The organism is Candidatus Jordarchaeum sp. (assembly GCF_052745115.1).
Map to the genome: position 1 here is coordinate 1 of NZ_JBRAKS010000037.1, position 17,436 is coordinate 17,436.

17 protein-coding genes are annotated in these 17,436 nt (G+C 38.8%); 6 read left to right on the forward strand and 11 right to left on the reverse strand.

The genetic code is table 11. From position 1 onward, the window contains the following. The 5 genes from ACUVXA_RS04430 to ACUVXA_RS04450 all read right to left on the reverse strand — a co-directional run. Positions 1–2,214: CHAT domain-containing protein (locus ACUVXA_RS04430; RefSeq protein ID WP_445870032.1), on the reverse strand; the 2,214-nt coding region annotated here is incomplete at its 3' end. Positions 2,215–2,423: 209 nt separating this feature from the next. Then, a complete protein-coding gene (locus ACUVXA_RS04435) occupies positions 2,424–3,434 on the reverse strand; it encodes a hypothetical protein (RefSeq protein ID WP_445870033.1) in 1,011 nt (336 codons plus the stop codon). A gap of 77 nt (positions 3,435–3,511) precedes the next feature. Further along, on the reverse strand, positions 3,512–4,342 hold the full coding sequence (locus ACUVXA_RS04440; protein WP_445870034.1) for an ArsB/NhaD family transporter: 831 nt from the start codon (positions 4,340–4,342) through the stop codon (positions 3,512–3,514). After that, positions 4,333–4,977, reverse strand: coding sequence for an SLC13 family permease (locus tag ACUVXA_RS04445; protein WP_445870035.1), 645 nt, complete (start codon positions 4,975–4,977; stop codon positions 4,333–4,335). Before ACUVXA_RS04445 ends, ACUVXA_RS04440 begins: the two co-directional genes overlap by 10 nt. Before the next feature lie 621 nt (positions 4,978–5,598). After that, the gene (locus ACUVXA_RS04450) at positions 5,599–6,105 is read right to left on the reverse strand and encodes a C-GCAxxG-C-C family protein (RefSeq protein ID WP_445870036.1); all 507 of its coding nucleotides are present in this window, start codon (positions 6,103–6,105) and stop codon (positions 5,599–5,601) included. A gap of 280 nt (positions 6,106–6,385) precedes the next feature. Between ACUVXA_RS04450 and ACUVXA_RS04455 the strand changes: the two genes are divergently transcribed. Genes ACUVXA_RS04455 through ACUVXA_RS04465 form a run of 3 tightly spaced genes read left to right on the forward strand, consistent with a single transcriptional unit; the run spans position 6,386 to position 8,645 of the window. Continuing rightward, positions 6,386–7,072, forward strand: a complete 687-nt coding sequence (locus ACUVXA_RS04455; RefSeq protein WP_445870037.1) for a winged helix-turn-helix transcriptional regulator — start codon at positions 6,386–6,388, stop codon at positions 7,070–7,072. Further along, a complete protein-coding gene (locus ACUVXA_RS04460) occupies positions 7,059–7,646 on the forward strand; it encodes a nucleotidyltransferase (RefSeq protein ID WP_445870038.1) in 588 nt (195 codons plus the stop codon). The genes ACUVXA_RS04455 and ACUVXA_RS04460 overlap by 14 nt, the downstream gene beginning before the upstream one ends. An 18-nt stretch (positions 7,647–7,664) precedes the next feature. Continuing rightward, positions 7,665–8,645 carry a hypothetical protein gene (locus tag ACUVXA_RS04465; protein ID WP_445870039.1) on the forward strand — a complete coding sequence of 327 codons (981 nt, stop codon included), beginning with the start codon at positions 7,665–7,667 and terminating at the stop codon, positions 8,643–8,645. Between the two features lie 97 nt (positions 8,646–8,742). On the opposite strand, the gene ACUVXA_RS04470 is transcribed toward ACUVXA_RS04465, so the two are convergent. Beyond that, a complete protein-coding gene (locus tag ACUVXA_RS04470) occupies positions 8,743–9,264 on the reverse strand; it encodes a hypothetical protein (RefSeq protein ID WP_445870040.1) in 522 nt (173 codons plus the stop codon). 337 nt (positions 9,265–9,601) lie between these two features. Between ACUVXA_RS04470 and ACUVXA_RS04475 the strand changes: the two genes are divergently transcribed. Beyond that, positions 9,602–9,883 (forward strand): DUF5658 family protein, encoded by a 282-nt coding sequence (locus tag ACUVXA_RS04475; RefSeq protein ID WP_445870047.1) that lies wholly within the window; start codon positions 9,602–9,604, stop codon positions 9,881–9,883. A gap of 64 nt (positions 9,884–9,947) precedes the next feature. Here the strand turns inward: ACUVXA_RS04475 and ACUVXA_RS04480 are convergent, their stop codons facing one another. The 5 genes from ACUVXA_RS04480 to ACUVXA_RS04500 form a co-directional block, all read right to left on the reverse strand. Then, complete coding sequence (locus tag ACUVXA_RS04480; protein ID WP_445870041.1) at positions 9,948–10,355, reverse strand: PaaI family thioesterase; 408 nt, start codon at positions 10,353–10,355, stop codon at positions 9,948–9,950. Positions 10,356–10,641: 286 nt separating this feature from the next. Beyond that, the gene (locus ACUVXA_RS04485) at positions 10,642–11,727 is read right to left on the reverse strand and encodes a uroporphyrinogen decarboxylase family protein (RefSeq protein WP_445870042.1); all 1,086 of its coding nucleotides are present in this window, start codon (positions 11,725–11,727) and stop codon (positions 10,642–10,644) included. Between the two features lie 14 nt (positions 11,728–11,741). Then, a complete protein-coding gene (locus tag ACUVXA_RS04490; RefSeq protein ID WP_445870043.1) occupies positions 11,742–12,380 on the reverse strand; it encodes a cobalamin-dependent protein in 639 nt (212 codons plus the stop codon). Between the two features lie 26 nt (positions 12,381–12,406). Beyond that, positions 12,407–12,898, reverse strand: coding sequence for a nickel insertion protein (larC, locus tag ACUVXA_RS04495; RefSeq protein WP_445870044.1), 492 nt, complete (start codon positions 12,896–12,898; stop codon positions 12,407–12,409). A gap of 5 nt (positions 12,899–12,903) precedes the next feature. Continuing rightward, a complete protein-coding gene (locus tag ACUVXA_RS04500) occupies positions 12,904–14,715 on the reverse strand; it encodes a hypothetical protein (protein ID WP_445870045.1) in 1,812 nt (603 codons plus the stop codon). A gap of 167 nt (positions 14,716–14,882) precedes the next feature. On the opposite strand from ACUVXA_RS04500, the gene ACUVXA_RS04505 reads away from it, so the two are divergent. Both ACUVXA_RS04505 and ACUVXA_RS04510 read left to right on the forward strand, forming a co-directional pair. Next, complete coding sequence (locus ACUVXA_RS04505; protein ID WP_445870048.1) at positions 14,883–16,358, forward strand: 4-hydroxyphenylacetate 3-hydroxylase family protein; 1,476 nt, start codon at positions 14,883–14,885, stop codon at positions 16,356–16,358. Between the two features lie 128 nt (positions 16,359–16,486). Continuing rightward, positions 16,487–17,293 (forward strand): class I SAM-dependent methyltransferase, encoded by an 807-nt coding sequence (locus ACUVXA_RS04510; protein WP_445870046.1) that lies wholly within the window; start codon positions 16,487–16,489, stop codon positions 17,291–17,293. Positions 17,294–17,436: the final 143 nt, after the last annotated feature.

Below are 17,436 nucleotides of genomic sequence, written 5' to 3' on the forward strand. Positions count from 1 at the left end.
TTTTTTAAGGGTAAGTTTTAGTGTTGGGTCTCCGTAAAGGTTGAATGCTGCCCAGAGAACTCCGGGATATTTTTGTTTAAGCTCTTTTTTAATTTCTCTCATAATTAGGCCTAATTGTTTTCCGTTTACTATTATTTTTTGGTAGAATTTTATCGTGATTTCTGATGCCAGATGCTCTGGGATTCTAAACAGAGATATTATTAATGCCGAAGCTCCGCTGTTTAGAAAAGCTCTGGCTATTGTGGTTTTTCCAAGAAATGTTCGGATTCCGGATTCCTTGTGATCCGTGCTTTTTTCACGGATATTTGCGAAGATTAATGAGCGACTCCCATTTTTGATGTTTTCAATTTCTTTTAATTTAACAGCGTCGTCACATAGGAGTAATTTGGATTCAGTAGGCATCTTTTCATTGAATAATCCCAGGCAGATTAAGTGAATGATGTCATAAGTGCCTGAGAGAGCTTCTATCAGGCCTTTTCTATTCGCCTTTTCCACTACTTCTTCTAGATTTAACAGTCCACTTGCTCCCACACTTATCAGAAACTCTTTTTCTGGGAGTATCCTCTCTGGCTCTGGCTCAGCTATTATGAGTTTTATTTTTAATTTATCGTCCCCTATTCGAATTGGTGGTGCCTCAAAGTTTGCGTTTTCACTAAGAATTCTTTTTCCCAAACAGTATTTGAGGCAGAGAAAGTCCTGTCCGTCGTAAGCCAGCTCAAAGGGTACAAAAGGATCTTCTGTGTCAATAAGAAGATATCGGGGGTTGAGATGGTTTATTGTCTTCTTTATTCCTTCTGGAATTAAATTGTACACCTTTCTACCTATCTCGTTGAGAATAGTCATTGCTCTCTGAGGGTGTTCTTCATCGAAAGTAAGGTTTCTCATTTGCAGTTGCAGTCTGTTCCAAGTAATCTCGTCAAGTTCACTCTCACTAAATAATATATCTTCCGAAGTCAAATCAGAAGTATGCCTAGTGAAGAGATGGAAATAAAATCTATTTTGTAAACGATGAATTCTTAGTGTCGCGTCTAGTTCCAAATCTGAGTATAATGGTAGCTCAATTTTTTTCCTAGAAGTGAAAACCTCCATGTTTTCTTTCTTAACAAAAACATTTAACAATAATTTAAGTTGCATTCTTCCAATATGGTAAAACTCGAGAGAAAATTGACACTTCCCAATATTTCTCGGAATCAATCCAAATATTAGAGGTTTTAATTCCTTATCTGAAAGAAATTCAAGTTTTTTACGTGGCTCAACAATGTCGAAACCAGGAGCTATTAAAAGCACCTCAACTGGAAAGTTACCAATTTTCTCTCTAATTAAACTTAGTAATCCTATCTCTCTAGAACTTTTAATTTCCTCTCCCAGAACCACCCTCAAGAAATATTCTTTATTTGTCTCCAAGGTTTCCGGATACACTATATCCAAGTAGAGCTTCAGCTCCTCTAGAGGAATTTCCCTTACAGGAACCCAAATTTTTGCCTGAGCCGATTCAATTTCCTCTTCTTCCCTCCCCAAAATTTTCTTTTTACCCAATTCATCTAAATCGCTTAGAACCTCAGCATAATGCTCCATTCTGGGTTCTACCTGTACACCGCCCACGGTTCGAACCTCAACCGGGGATAACTGGGTTTCATGTGATGTAGGAACTCTTCCTCCCCTATTTTTCCAGTTTATTAATTCACGTATTTTGGTGTGAAGCTTAATAGTGGCTGGTAAATCTAATTTTTCTCCCAGCTCGAAAGCCATTTTATAATTAGTTAGTGCCTGGTCCCATTCTCCCATTGTCTCGTAAATTTGTCCCAAACAGCTCTTAACATGTACTACTTCCTGGTGTTTCTTTGATTTTTCAAAAATGCTATGCACTTGTTCTAACTGAGATATGGCTTTTTCAAAGTTGAAGCTTTTCGTATAATAGCTTATCAGATTATCCATATCCTCCATGATTTCTTGCTCATTTCCTATACGCTTCTGGATTTCCAGATCCCTCTCAAAATACTCAGAGGCTTTGACCCACCTTCCAAGGAAACCATGAATCTTCCCTAATGCCTTCAAGCAGGAGCTAATCTCAACCTCAGAACCTACTTTCTCAAAAATATCTAAAGCTTTCTCAAAGCGTAGTAATGCTTCGTTCCAGGCTTCCTGCTCAACCAACTCTAAGCCTCTTTCATAAAGAAATAAGCCCTTTTCCAACTCCAGTTCAGAAGAAGACAAGATTAACCCGCTCCTCACAAAGTCCAAATCTTATTGCTTATTACTATATTAAATATTTAAAACTATTCCTTCAAATACAGAATATAAATTAAATAATTATTCAAATCTAGAGAAGAAAATCGTCACGGAAAATCTTGAAGATTTCTAATCCTCATTTGAGTGGGAACTAATAACGCAGTAAAACGTTTTTATTTGGCTCCAAAATTTTACTAATTAGTCGTTTTTCGCATTAAACTTGAAGGAATGAGGAGTATAGGCCTATTAATTTCTTGTACTATTTTAATTATGTCCGGCTCCACCAATCTCGACAAACCATATCCCGTTACCGCAAGTAATCCCATACCTTTATCCTCGGTCAGAGATTGTAGTGTGGAGATTGTTTCGCCACAAGTCAGAGTGTGAGAAACTTTAAATTTCATCTTAGCGATTTTGGGTTCTATCTCCTCCATTCGCCTTTCAACCTTTTCCGCCGCAAAACTATTCAACTTGCACTCAACCTCCACAACTTCCCCGCCAAGCTCGTGCACTGTTTTCTTCATAGATTCCAGAAAAGCCTCATCTACAGAGTAGCTAAGCATGATTTCCGCATCAGGATCAGCTACTGCCAAAGAAATTGGAACCACATGGTACATCTCATCTATATCAAATATGACCAGCATAATGGAACCAAAAATTTTCATTACGTCAAATGGGGTCTTCTTAACTAGCAGAACCGGATTCGCATAATTTCGGACTATAAAGCGAATCAGTTCCACGTAGGCTAACTCCTTCTCCTCAAAGCTATAATGAGGTTCAACACCTTCAGTTAACGGCATAGGAAAAACTATAAGATCAAAACTTTCAACCTTGGTAACCCAGCCTTTCTCCTCCCTAGGCATCTCCCTAATTAACTTTCTGACCGCCTCCAGGTTAAGTTCACTGGTCACTATCTCCTCAACTTCTTTGATACCTTTATCCTTCAACTTTCTAGTATATATATCCGCCTTCTTCTTAGCCTCATTACCAAATATTCTTCTTGAAGCCAAAATCTTAACCTTGCTTCCAAACTTGGTCGCCAACCGAGAAGAAAAATCAACAGCAAGCTCAGATTCCTCTGTAGTACCAATGAGAAGTACGATTGAGCCTATTCTGGGAATATAGAGTTCCCTAAGAGTTTTAAAGGAGTACTCCATCATATCCTCAAGTTTGTGGATTCGGGCTATCCGGTCATTAAAAGCCACGAACACCCACCACCCTTTATATTCGCCTAAACCATTATTAACCTAACTATGCGGAGCACTCTCGCAAAGACTACTTGTTATCCCCAAGGTATTAGCATGCCTAAAATCATCTCTTCAAAGTAGCTCCAACCAAGCGCCAAATTGAATAGTTCAAGCATCAAAATACCGCTTACCAGAGTGATTAGGGTTATTGGTACACTAATCTTTAAAAACTTTTTCCAACCAAAGGCGATATTCTCATCCTCCAACATCGAATACGCAATAATGTTAGGTATTCCCCCTATGGGTGTTAAATTAGCTCCCATATTAGCTCCATAAATAAGTGACCATATAATTAGTCTCTCGGATACAAGGGCCGTGTTTGATAAGAAAGGCACCACATAGAGTAGGGTAGTAGTGACTGAAATGTTGTCAAGTAGTCCCCCCAGGATACCTGAGAACATCATTAAAACACTCAACGTGTTGAAGCTGTTTCCTTGGGTCAAATAACCTAAAGTTTCACCAAGACTTCTCAGTACACCAGTGCTACTGACGCCACCAATTATTATGAAGATGCCCACAAAAAATAGGATCAGTTTCCAGTCCACCTTCATAACGTTGCTCTTGAACTCTTTAATGTCCGCCACCAAGAATGCTCCAGCAGCAATCAATGCGATTAAGTAGAAAGGGACTCCTACAACTCCGCCTACCACAAATCCCCCAATGGTTGCCACAAGTAGATATTTTGTTTTTCGAAAAAGCTCTCGGTTCTGTATCACCGAGGCAGGGTCAAACTGCTCCAGCCGCGCCTTCATCTCCAGCAGGATTTTCCGATCCTTTGGTTTTCCGAAGTCTCCTCTAAAATACACTAGGAAAAAAGCGATTGCTATGAAAGTGGTAATTAAAGCGAATGGTAAACCTAGGAACACAAAGGTGGGATAGGAGAGGAAAAAAATGGATCATAACCATAAAACGAGGTAACGAGAATATTTACAAAACTCGCCACGGCGGTCGATACCCCCGATGTATTAGCTACGATTACAACACCCATAATATAAGGTATGGGATTTTTCTCCATGGTGTGTGCAACCACGATGGTTAGAGCACCTATGAGTATGAAGGCGGGATCATTGCCCAAAATCATACAGAGAACTAACGTGATTAAACAGAGATACAAAAACAGTTTTCTCAAATCGCCTCCACTAAACTGCACAACCCGGATTGAAATGTACTCAAATAAACCAGAACGTTCAACAACAACCGCAATAATAGTCACAGACACGATAATGAATATGGTTTCCCAATTAATCATTTCCGTAAAAACCTCATGATCCGAAAACAGTAGCTCGTGTGGCACACCAGAAATAAATTGATTTGCAACCGGCACCCATGAATAAATAACAGAGAAAATTTTGCCCGCAGCAATGGTAGAAGCAGCACCAACCAATACTACCAGTGTTTTATCAAATCTATCGGTGGCAATCAGAACAAAAGCTACCAAAAGTATTATTATAAACACCAAGGTGACATAAGTAGGTACTGGTATCTCCCAAGCAAACGACAAACTTGTACAACCCCTAAACTTCAATGGGTTTATTATTGTTAAAAATATAAATATACCTTATAAAAACTAGTTCCCAAAACCAAAATTTGTGGACTATATCACCCTTCCTCTACCCTTTTCACTCTTGCCCGAGGATCCCCACAACACAATACAAGGAATTTTTCCTTTAGAAATAAGATTTTCTCCCGTTATAAAATTTCAAAAAAGTAATAAGCTCAAGCAATTTTAAAGCTTCATTAGGACACTCAAAAGCTTGATTCTAGATTAAATTTAACATACTAGTCAGGAAGTTGCTGTCTTCTACTTTGACATTTTTCAAAGAAAACGGGTAAAGATATAACCACACCTAGTTACGATATTTAATACTTATTTGAAATCATTATTCCAGTTTTGAAGCATATTCCCTGAAAGAATTATTTAAAACCCATTTTTCGCAGATTCTGCGAAGTTCTTTTCAACTTTGAGTCCTTCCCAACACCGAAAGCGTATTTGTGAAAACTTCTAAAACGGGATACTAAGATTCCCCGTTGGGTGAGGGTTTTAAACCTGAAAAAGCTACAAGTCCCACTATAAGATCCACAAATGTGCGAAAAATGGGTTAAAATATTTCAAAGCCCGTATCTATTGTTTTTCTTTATCTTCCAGGATTATTTGCACAGCAAGTCTGGCTGCGTTACCAACCACTTTTGAGCAGTGTTCCATCATGCCTGAAGAAAAGGCTTCATTCAGTTCTTTTTGATCCCATAGGTTATAGGTTCTGCCCATAAGCTTCTTTTGAACATCGTAACATCTACAGGTTCCATAAATTTCCACAAACTGGTCATGCAGTTTCTTAACTAAGGCGTAGGCTTTCATAGGTGCCATCATATCCTTAAAATTTTTTTTCTCCCTAGGATACAACCAGCTTATCACCATAGAGGCTCCTACTAGAGACCCACAGGCTCCGTCCCCAGTTAGTCCCAATCCATCTGCCAATCCACTTGCAGCCTTAAACACATCCTCATTCCAAATACCTAAAGTATCAAAAATAGCTGCAATTACGGTTTGGGCGCATCCCGTGTTTTCCTTTTCGTATTTTTCACCCAGCTTAAAAGCCTTATCCAAGAGTTCTTTTTTTGACTTTTCCAATTTTTGCACCTCAATTAGTCTATCATAAAAATTACACCATATTGCAATAGCTAACTATTAATTATTTGTATTCTTTTCCTATTTTTCTTTATTTCTTTATCTGTTGCAAATATAAGTTAGTGTTTGGTTTTCTATGTGTAATAAAAGTCTTAGATAAGGTTCGTGTATTGGATTTAGTTTGTTAATAAAATATGTAGGTTTCGCGATTTGTAATTTTTTCCATTATTAGAAATAAAAAGCCTTAAATCTTCCTTATTTTATATCATTTTTGGTGAAAAGTTTGGATGATTTAGAATTTTCTATCCTTTTTTACCTGCATGAGGGAACAGGGAGTATTCGAGGGTTATCCTCATTGATTGGGATTTCCCTGTCTACAATGTACCGGAGGATAGGAGAATTGGAACAAAGAGGCTGGGTAACGGTTAGAAATAGGGAGCTCCGCCTTTCAGAAAAAGCGGTCTTGCTGCTAAGACAAAAATTTGAAATTGTTGTAGGAGTAATCCATGTCGAACACCAAATGCTGGACAGAATTCTTTTAAAAACCAAACAGCCTAAAGGTTGGGAGTCTCATGTTCAAACTATAATGGAGATATCCGAATCCAAGGGCTTGGATTGCGCAATTGCATCAGAAACCGCGGCTTACCTATATACAGGTTATCAAACTCCCTCAGCTTGTTTCGTATATATACAGAAAAAGGACATAAAAAATTGGATTCAACTCTTAAGGGAGAGCGGGTATAGTCAAAGCTTTGAGAGAGGGCTTGCTGATGTCGTTTTATTTTCTGTTCGCTCAATTCCTCAAACTATAAGTATAAATGGAGTAAAATGTGTTTCGCGAAAAAGGGTATTTCTTGAAGGACTTTCGTTAATGGGGCGAGGGCTACTAGATTCCTTGGTTATTTCTAGGAGCTTGGGCGAGAGAATATTTTTAACAGTTCCGGAGGAGCTTACCGATGTCGTTGCTTGATGACTTTCTTCTCTCCTGTCAAAAATCTAATGCAAGGTATGCTCTGGTGGGTGCATGGGCTCTTATTCAAATAGCTCGATACAGAACAACACACGATGTAGACGCAGCGGTCCTCAAGACAGATCTTTGGAAACTTAAGGAAAAGATTGAAGAGATGGGTTACTTTTATGTTTATAATTCTCGTTTGGAGAAACATGAATTAAAACACCCGGAAAAAGGAGACATCGATGTTTATACCGAAAAAATTGGAGGAATCCCCGTGGAGCAACTAATAGAGCGGGCTTTAACTGTGGTTTTTGAGGACCGAAAATTAAGATGCATATCACCGGAAGACCTTATTCTAGTAAAGCTGATTGCTGGAAGGGAAAGAGACATGGCAGACATTGCTGTAGTTTTGTATCATTTAATAGAAAAACTTGATTGGAACTATCTTAACGAGGAAGCGAAAAAAATAAACATTAAACTGAGAGAAGGGCTAATTAAAAGTGTGGAAAGACTACCTATAACTGTTGTCAACCTGCCTAAAGTAAGGAAGAAATTAATAGAGAGGATAAATGATTCAAGCAAATATTAATGATTGGAGTAATTCTAAATGACTCACAGAACCAGTTTGACGATGAAACTAAACAAACTTCAGAGTATAAGAGAAGTTATTGATATCATTGATGAGATTGAAAATAAACCGTATTATGCCTCTAACTTTTTTTCTGATCCTGAAGACTCTTTTCGATATGAGAAGCCGATTAGTGTAGAAAATCTACCCTTTTTGGATGATAAAAATATAAGTATTACAAATTTTGGAAAAATGATTAAAAAATCTAATAATTTTAGAGAAATTGGAAAATTTATCGAAAGAATTAATAGTTTAAGCCCAAGCACCGCGGAGAGACTAGTACCTATCTTGTGTAAAAAAATCGACGAATCTAAAAACCTCCAGGAAATGATGCTTTGCCTAAATCAGATCATTGGCCAAAATTTTTCCACACGGTTAATCAACTCCAATAGCCTTAAGACAATTCAAGATTATAGTATAATAAAACTGGCAGCCCTCATTGTTGAGGGATTGGATAAAAAGAAACTGATTAAAAATTTAGCACAATCTAATAGGTTTCGTGATTATGTTGAGTGCCTGCATTTCCTTAAGACCTCTTCAGAAATAATTGCTGAACAAATTCTAGAAAGTCTAGATGAAAATCTAATTATAGAAAAATTAGAAAAAACCAGAAACCCGCATAATATAGGGAATTTACTGAGAATCCTTCAAAAAATAAACTCTAAAAAATGTTTTCTCACTCTCAAAAAAATAATTGAAAAATTGAGAAACTCAAATAACTTAAATCTCATAGGAAACTGTTTTGGTGGAATAGCGATTTTTGATACAAATTTGGCAGAAGAGCTTCTACCAATCATAATCAATAAAATGAATTCTTCAGATAATCTAAAAGAAGTGGGTGAAAGTTTCAGGAAAATTTACCTGGCAAATCGAAGTATAATATCTGAATTATTTATAGGCCTCGATCCAGATAAACGGAATTATCTTAAGAAAAAATATTATCGTTACCTAAAATCATAAGCAAATAACCCTAATTTTTCCAAAAAATCTTAACTAAATATAACCTGTTTTTAAAAATTATTTGTAGAAAGAATTGTGAACTCATTATCCAATAAATTTATGCTTCTAAATGTTCTGGTTCTGTTTTGTTTCTTACTTTGTTTATGAAGCTGTTTAGCCATTCATTTATCGCTATATCTGCTGCTATTTCCCCGCTCTTTATTTTGTTTAAAGTGTCTCCTAAAATTGAACTTGATTCTTTTGGGGTGCCTTTTTCCAGTATTTTTTCGCTTTGTTTCTCATCTAAATCCAGTAGGTAAAAATCATGGAGGGCAGATATTCTTCCCCTCAGGTTTATTGCGGATAGTCTGGCAAAATGTTCTTCGCCAAGTACCACTATTACTGCTGTTTTTTCTGTTACCCTCATAAGGAAGCTGTTGCCATTGTGTATGCTGTCGCCTTCATGCATTTCCGATATTGGAAATTTCAAATAATGTTCGATACACTCTTCGGATACTTTCCCCCTTATTCCAATTATGGAGTTTTCAATGTTAATGATGGCTATTCCTTTAGAATTCCATTTACCCTTATTTCTTTCCACATCATCCATTAGTTTTTCAATTAACTGCTTACGCTTCATAGTATAAACTTCCAAATAGTAAAGTAAATTTCCGCTATCCTTTTTCTTTTCAAAATAAGTAATCTACTAGTTTTAGTAGATATTTGCTTAAAAACTCCACTAAATCGCTTTTATTAATTTATTTAATTTTAATAGGCGATTTTTCGTAAAATTGGAAGATTATAAATATTTTAAATGAGAGTAATTGCCTAAGAATACCCCCATAAAGAGTGGGGAATGGAAAATATAGACTTCTTTCCGCGATGTGTAATTATCTTCCAAGGAAAGATAGGGATGAAAGCGTATGAAGTCTGTCTACGAAATTCTTGATGAGAAAAAATTGCAATCAAACAAAAAAATGGTTCTAATTTTCTCTTCAATATTTGTGGGTCTAAATATTCTGGATTTGGTGGAAACAAAAGTAGCATTAGCCAACGGTTTTATTGAATTAAATCCAATCGCAAATTTTATGTTTAGTATTGGCTTTGCTGAAATATTCAAAGCAGTGACTACTATAACCGTTTTATTATGCTTCTATTTTCTTTATAAAATAAACTCGCAACTCGCAATTGGCCTCTCGTTTATATTATCAATTTTTCTTTCATCTTTAGTTATTTGGAACTGGATACAATTATTTTGAGAAGTTATACTAAACACCTAAATCTTAATTCACTAAAAAAATAGTTAGCAAAAAGCATATTTCGTTAGACAAACATGGCTGTCGCCAATGCCTTTGCGATAATTCTCTTTTCTTCATTAATCACGGTTAATTCCACATTTACTAGACGTTTCCCCTTACGCAGAACTCTGCCCTCCCCGAAAAGTTTGACCCCCGGATCAGCGGGGCTAAAGAAGCTTATAGTAAAGTCGATTGCCACCGAAAGCCTATCAAACATGTTCGCAACAACTCCAAACAAATAATCAGCGAAAGCCATTATCGCTCCCCCATGAACTCCACCAAACTGGTTTACCATACTTTCACTGGTCACCATCTCCCCTCTCACCAAGCCCTCAGACATTTCAATAATTCTAAAACCCATAAACTTAGCGAATGGGGCTGAGTTAACCTCTTTTAAGTAAGAGTCTAAATCTCTTATAATTTCCTTCGGCAAATTATTCACCTTCCATCAGATTAAAATGATCTCCGACTTTCGACACTTTTTAGAGAAATTTATAAAAACGCTTAGATGGATAGACTGTGAAAGAATGTAAGATTAGAGATTTTTAAATCATTCAGTATTTTGTTTAGATTCCCTTTTTCCTCTTTCCGAGCTGAAGGGGTGGTGCCCCCCACATGATAGTATATAGAGTAAAATAAAAATGAACACTATTAAATTAATAAGCTTTGTTCAATTTCAACTATACAGAATTCACTGGGACATATTTCTAATATTAGTTTCACTTGTTTAATTTTTCTTGAATTTTAGGTCCATACTTGTTCACTATTTCCATCATAGCAGTGACATTATCTAGTTTGGTTTCAATTGAAGGCGAGATTTCGCAGCCAGTTGAAATAACGAATTTAGATCGGTGACCTGATTCTTTTAGAGCTTTTGCAACTTCTTCCATAAAGTTTCGTGTGGCTTTCTGTACCATTTCCACGGTTCCAAAGGTGAATAACTGGGTATCTAGGGAGCCTACTATCAGGGCGTCATTACTATATTCCTTTACTATTTTTGAGATTGAGCGGTTTTCTCCCCTGTCAGAGTATGTTGCTAGGCTGTAGAAGGGACACTGATATTCTCTAATTTGAATGTCGAGCATAGGGGACTCGCCACAGTTGTGAATATTATACATGTATCCCTTTTCAAGGATTTTCTTCCTTATTTTCGGCTCGTACTTTCCCTCAAGCTTTCGGTAATCATCATCACTCATGATTGAACGGTTGCCCCATAGAAAATCCATGCATATTGCACCAACACCTCCCCCATCGGGGTAGCATTCTAGATACTCAACAAGGGCTTCTGTTATTAATTCTAGGGCTCTATTAACAGCTTTGGGCTCTCTTTTTATGTCTTTGAGAACTCTTTCGGTACCGGCGAGCTGAGTTAGAACAAGTAGTGGGCCTTCAACAAGGATCGAGAAGGGCACCTGTCCTGCAATTTTTTCCATTATTAGTTTTGTGGTCTCAATCTGGTGCTTCATTCTTTCCCCAGGGATTTCCGGTGCCTCAAGTTTCTCGTAGTCTTCAACACTCTTTATTAGGAATTCTTCTACCATGGGTGTGTTCTCCTCGGGGAAGCGTACCTTCGCCCCAAAATCTCCCGCGGTAACAGACAGGTCAATAAGTAACGGTATGACATCCATGTCAAACTTTTTCTGAGCTGCTAGAAGCGAGTTTGCTGCAACTTTGGCATCCGTACTATACTCCCTATGGGTAGCCCCTACAAGCCTCCTACTCAAACCACAAACCATGGGAAAAGCAGGAAGTCTGTCCACAGGCTCATCAACAATAGCGCTAAACATTCTTTCAAAATGACTCATCTTCCCCACATTGTTCACCTCAATAGCCTTTTGAAGAGTTCTACAGCATCCATAGCATTAGTGGCGTAAATGTGAGCACCCACATCATCAGCAAACTCCCCCGACACAGGAGCGCCCCCCACGGCAATCTTGACCCTAGGTGCGAGGCCCTTCTCGTAGAGCATACTCGCCACTCGCTCCATGTTAACCATGGTTGCGGTCATAAGAGTGCTCATTGCCACCGCGTCTGCACCCTGCTTCTCAACCTCTGAAACAAACTTATCGATGGGAACGTCTCTTCCAAGGTCTATGATATCAAATCCTGCAGCGGTAAGCATAGTTTTCAAAATATTCTTTCCAATATCGTGAACATCACCCTCAATTGTCCCAATTACAATCCTCTTTTTTATATACTTTTTAATTATTTTAATGTGGGGCTCAAGAATATTTAAGGCAGTATACATGGTGTCTGAGGATAATAGTAGTTCGGGTAAAAATATTTCAGAATTTTCATACTTCTTGGCTATTTCAAGCATACCCTCTCCCAAGGTTTCGATAGCCGCTATAATGTCCATCTTTTGTTCAACAATTTTAGTCGCTGTCTCTATTGCTTCTTTCTCATCATAATCAATAACCGCTTTTTTCAGCTTTTCAAAAATTTCGAAACTAGTCAAGGCCTCCAAGCTCCTAAATCTTTTCTTTAGAGCAATTGATTTATGTCTATGTCTTTTTCTTCTTTCAGGGCTGAGATTTCGACTTCTTTTTTTAGTTTCCTTAAAGGAATGTTAATGTTTTGGTTCGCCAGCCTTTTTACTATTTTCGCCACATCCTCAAACTCGGCACACACGGAGAGTGTTTTTCCCTCCTTGTTTTTAATAACCTTAACACTAATTCTTTCCTCCAGATTTCTTCCCTTTAGGTTTATGTTCACGGTTTCCTGTTCGTAATCAAACTTAACATGTTTGGACTCCAAAATCTTCAGTCCTAGTGTTCCAAGCTCACTGAACAGAAATAATGAGACTTCCTCGAAATGTCGCTCCTCAACTTCCACGAAAAACAGGTACTCTAATCTTCTCTTCTTTGTCAAAGCCTGAACAACATGCACGTTATATGCTCCCTTTTCAATTACACCCTCAATAACGTACGAGGCTGTTTCCCCACTAATGTTGTCCACATTCACCATTATGAGCATAGGAATCACCAAAAAATGGGATATTTGAAAAAATCGTAGTCCTCCAGTTCCTTCATCAATCTCTTGGCTCTTCTGGCAACTGCTTGAGCTCTTTTGCTGGCACTGGGCACCGTGTTATTTAAATAAGCCCCCTGTTTAGCCTGCTTCGCAGCCTCTTTATCATTCAAACCCATACACGCCCCCATAACCGCAGGCACCACTATGTTCAGGATGCTGCTTCCACTATACATCAGTTCCTGCATGACCACGGTAGCCGCCCATATGGCTTGATTTAATTCCGTTTTCTTATTTAAAACCGCGTCGGGAACCACCTTATCCAGCAATCCTTCCATCTTAAATTTGTTTTCCCCTATATTTACCTCGGCGTCTATGTAGGCGTCGAAACTCCAGTAATCCTTGGTAAATTCCTCAGTCCTTCTAGCTTGGGGTCGGATCTCCGTCAATTTAACTTCAACATTGGTACCAAATCCCATTGAGAAAAGCTCCGAACCCCGCTTCTCAGCCTTAAGCTTCTTCTCCTCGTCAAAAGACCTAGCAATCTCCTTAACACCCTTACCCGTCCTTACTTCCTCATAAACCTTCTTCGCCCTTCTATAAACCGCATTCAGTGTCACTCCTTGAGTAGCCAGAATCATAGAACTTGTAATTGGGCCCTTTCTTACCTCCTCTGCCTTCCTGGCTGTAATATACATGGCCACATGTCTACTTTCGGGATCCATAGACATCGCACCAATGTATCCCGCTATCATGTCTGCTGTCTTATACTCGTCCCCACCATTTTTAATCAGGGTTCTAAGAGTTGGGGCAATGTCCTGTATCGGGACATGCATTAGAGGAGGATTAATTGGACCAGGAGCGTTTGGAACAAGCAAACCCATATCGGATTCTTGGAAACCCCACATAAAATCGTTGAAAGTAATCATTCCCACAACCGTAGGGGCCCCAATATCCTTCAAGATTAATCCGAAATTTCCCACAAGCTTTGCCGTGTCGAACTCCTCATTCGTACCCTTAAGATGAAGTTTAGACGGAAGACCAGCAGTTTCGGCAGCACTCTTACCCACGAGATAGGCTGAATCGGTTCCGAATGGTCCATACATTTCACCCATAAAGGCATCCGGGTGAACAATTTCTAGAACCGCCGCCGCACCTAGTATCGCACAAATCATTTGAGAGGGAGGAAGACCCACACCGGCATAAGCATCCATCATGGCTTTAGTCGCTATCCTCGCTCCGTTCTCCGCTATCTCTGGAAAAACGATATCCTCCCCAAGACGGGCATGGCCCAAGACCGCTCCTCCCGCAACTCCCATAGGCAGGGTTCTACCATCTACTTGAGTAAGCTTCTTTTCTTTTACAGCATCATAGAGGGCCTTCACAGCCGGAAACCCTGTCAATCGATTACCCATTTTAGGTGTTGGAATATTTATCACTCCACCCCTATCCGCTCCTGCAACAATTCTGGCTAAGGCACCCAATTTTCTATTAGCCGCGGGAGTTCCCGCCCGGGCTTGGCTTCCTGCCAGGTAAAGAATGGTTGCCGTAATTAACGCCGCGTTAGCTGGACATGCACCCGCTTCCTTCGCTGCCTCAACTCCAATTTTAACCACTCGGTCAACCGGTAGTTCTGGAGCATTGATGTACAATAACTGTATACTTTCACCACGTAGAATCTCATTGGTAATAGCGTTTGCAGAGCTGAGAGCAGCAATATTCAAACCACCATGACCCTTTGTTAACGCATTAATTCGATCCAGAGTCAATAAACTAACATCGCTCAAAACCGAATTAACAGTAGCTAGGATTTCTTTCTCCAAAAAACGCCTCCCAGCAAACTTATTATTTATTTATTCACATTTGGTAAACGGTAATAACTGTATTAGTAAAAAACTAATTTAAAAATTTATAGTAGCATATCACAATTTATTTATTAATTATTTGTAAAATAGTTTAACTGAAATAGTCGGTGGTGGTTAAAAAATTGATAAAAACAGGCGAGGAGTATATAGAAAGCCTACGTAAAAGAAAAATGGTTGTATATTTATTCGGAGAGGAGGTAAAAAATCCAGTTGATCATCCGGTCATCAGGCCATCAATTAATTCTGTTGCTGCTACCTACGATGTCGCAAACGATTCAAGACATCGGGATATTGCGACCGCAAAATCTCACATCACGGGAGACACCATTAATCGATTTACCCATATACATCAAAGTACGGAAGACCTAGTTAAAAAAGTGAAGTTATTGAGGTTACTGGGCCGAAAGACGGGTACCTGTTTTCAGCGATGCGTGGGAATGGATTCCCTCAACGCTCTCTCAATAGTAACATTTGAAATGGATCAAAAACTGGGGACCGAATACTACCAGAGATTCATTGAATACTTGAAACATGTTCAGGAAAATGATCTAATTTGTTGCGGTGCCATGACGGATCCCAAAGGAGATAGAAAACTTAGACCAAGTCAACAAGCAGATCCAGATTTATACCTAAGGATTGTTGAAAGACGGGATGACGGTATTGTGGTTAGGGGTTCCAAGGTTCACCAAACCGGTGCAGTGAATTCTCATGAAGTAATTGTGATGCCTACCAGAACGATGCGCAAGGATGATAAGAATTATGCTGTTTCATTCGCAGTTCCAAGCGACACCGAAGGACTGATTTACATCTACGGCAGACAATCATGCGACTTGAGAAAACTAGAAGGCGTAGAGTATGATATGGGAAATGTGAAATATGGCGGACAAGAGGCGATGATTATTTTTGATGATGTCTTTGTGCCCTCGGAGAGAGTTTTTATGTGTGGGGAGTACGAGTTCGCATGGCCACTCGTGGACAACTTCTCAGCATATCACAGGCAAAGCTATGGAGGATGCAAAACAGGAGTAGGCGACGTACTAATAGGTGCAGCAGCCAACATCGCCGAATATAATGGAGTGGCAGAGGCATCGGGCATAAAGGATAAGATCGTTGAAATGAATCACCTAAACGAAACATTATATTCTTGCGGAATAGCGTGCTCAGCTGCGGGAAGTAGAACGCCCTCAGGAACTTTTATAGTAGACATTCTGTTGGCAAACATTTGCAAGCATAACGTAACCCGATTTCCTTACGAAATTGTCCGATTGGCGGAAGATATTGCTGGTGGTCTGCTGGTGACTGCGCCATCAGAGAAGGATTTCAAAAATCCTCAAATTGGAAAGTATGTGGACAAATACCTGAAAGGCATTAGTGAAGTCCCAACAGAAAACAGGCTACGCATGCTCAGGCTCATAGAGAACATTTCGATGGGACTCGGATCCGTTGGATATCGAACCGAATCTATGCACGGCGCAGGCTCACCTCAATCACAGAGAATCATGATTGAAAGATTAGTGGACATGGAGTACAAAAAGAAACTAGCCAAAACTATTGCGGGGATAGAAAAAGAAGAGTTACCAAAATTAAAAATTCAAAAATAACACAAAAAGGCTAAGAAGATCCACCTGAATTTTTATAGACTGGTCGGTTTTATTGATACCTTTATAAATAATTTTTCAAACACGCTTACTTTAGTTGTTATTCCATAAATAGGGGAGATAGTAGCACCATGGGAAAGAATTATGTACACGGTTACTCGGAACGTGAAACAGAAAGATTATATGATCAAGCTAATACACTCAAAGAGCTCTTACACCAAGATACTTTTTATCCAAAGGGAAGTAAGGTTTTGGAAGCGGGTTGCGGTGTGGGAGCACAGACCATCACTTTAGCAAAGAATAGTCCTGAAGCCGAATTCACTTCAATAGACATTTCACCGGACTCAATTAAAAAAGCAAGGAACTTAATTGAAAAAGAAAAAATATCAAATGTACATTTCCAGCAAGCAAATATCTTCAATCTTCCTTTTGAGGAAGAGAGCTTTGACCATGTATTTGTTTGTTTTGTGCTCGAACATCTTCAAGAATCAGTCAAGGCGCTGACAGAATTAAGGAAAGTATTGAAAACCGGGGGTTCCTTTACAGTAATAGAGGGTGACCATGGCTCATGCTATTTCTATCCTGAGAGTCCTGAAGCCTTAAAAGTCTGGCAGTGCTTAATTCGGGTACAAGCACACTTGAAAGCAAATTCTCTTATAGGACGCCAACTATACCTCTTGTTAAACAAAGCAAATTTAAAAAATATTAGTGTCTCCCCACGCATGGTTTATGTGGATTCCAGCAAACCCGAACTGGTGGATGGATTCGTAAGAAAAACAATAATAGCAATGGTTGAGGGAGTAAAAAAACAAGCATTAGAGTTAAAGATGATAGACAAAGCATCCTGGGATAAGGGAATCCAAGACTTGCACAAAGTGGCAGAATCTCCTGAAGGCACATTCTGCTATACTTTCTTCAAGGGCGTTTGTATCAAATAATAAAGAAATCAAGCCCTATACCCTTATACCCTATACCCAATAAACTATTTGCTAAAATATCATATACTTTGCCGCTTTAAAAACTAAACATTATTCATTTTTTCACAGTCGACTACATTGTGCCTTAAACTTGTACGTTATTT

What these genes read in the sequence shown, in the direction of transcription:
- ACUVXA_RS04460 (WP_445870038.1), top strand. Translation starts at nt 7,059, where the DNA reads ATGTCGTTGCTTGATGACTTTCTTCTCTCCTGTCAAAAATCTAATGCA.
- ACUVXA_RS04465 (WP_445870039.1), top strand. Translation starts at nt 7,665, where the DNA reads ATGACTCACAGAACCAGTTTGACGATGAAACTAAACAAACTTCAGAGT.
- ACUVXA_RS04470 (WP_445870040.1), bottom strand. Translation starts at nt 9,264, where the DNA reads ATGAAGCGTAAGCAGTTAATTGAAAAACTAATGGATGATGTGGAAAGA.
- ACUVXA_RS04475 (WP_445870047.1), top strand. Translation starts at nt 9,602, where the DNA reads ATGGTTCTAATTTTCTCTTCAATATTTGTGGGTCTAAATATTCTGGAT.
- ACUVXA_RS04485 (WP_445870042.1), bottom strand. Translation starts at nt 11,727, where the DNA reads ATGAGTCATTTTGAAAGAATGTTTAGCGCTATTGTTGATGAGCCTGTG.
- larC (WP_445870044.1), bottom strand. Translation starts at nt 12,898, where the DNA reads ATGCTCATAATGGTGAATGTGGACAACATTAGTGGGGAAACAGCCTCG.
- ACUVXA_RS04510 (WP_445870046.1), top strand. Translation starts at nt 16,487, where the DNA reads ATGGGAAAGAATTATGTACACGGTTACTCGGAACGTGAAACAGAAAGA.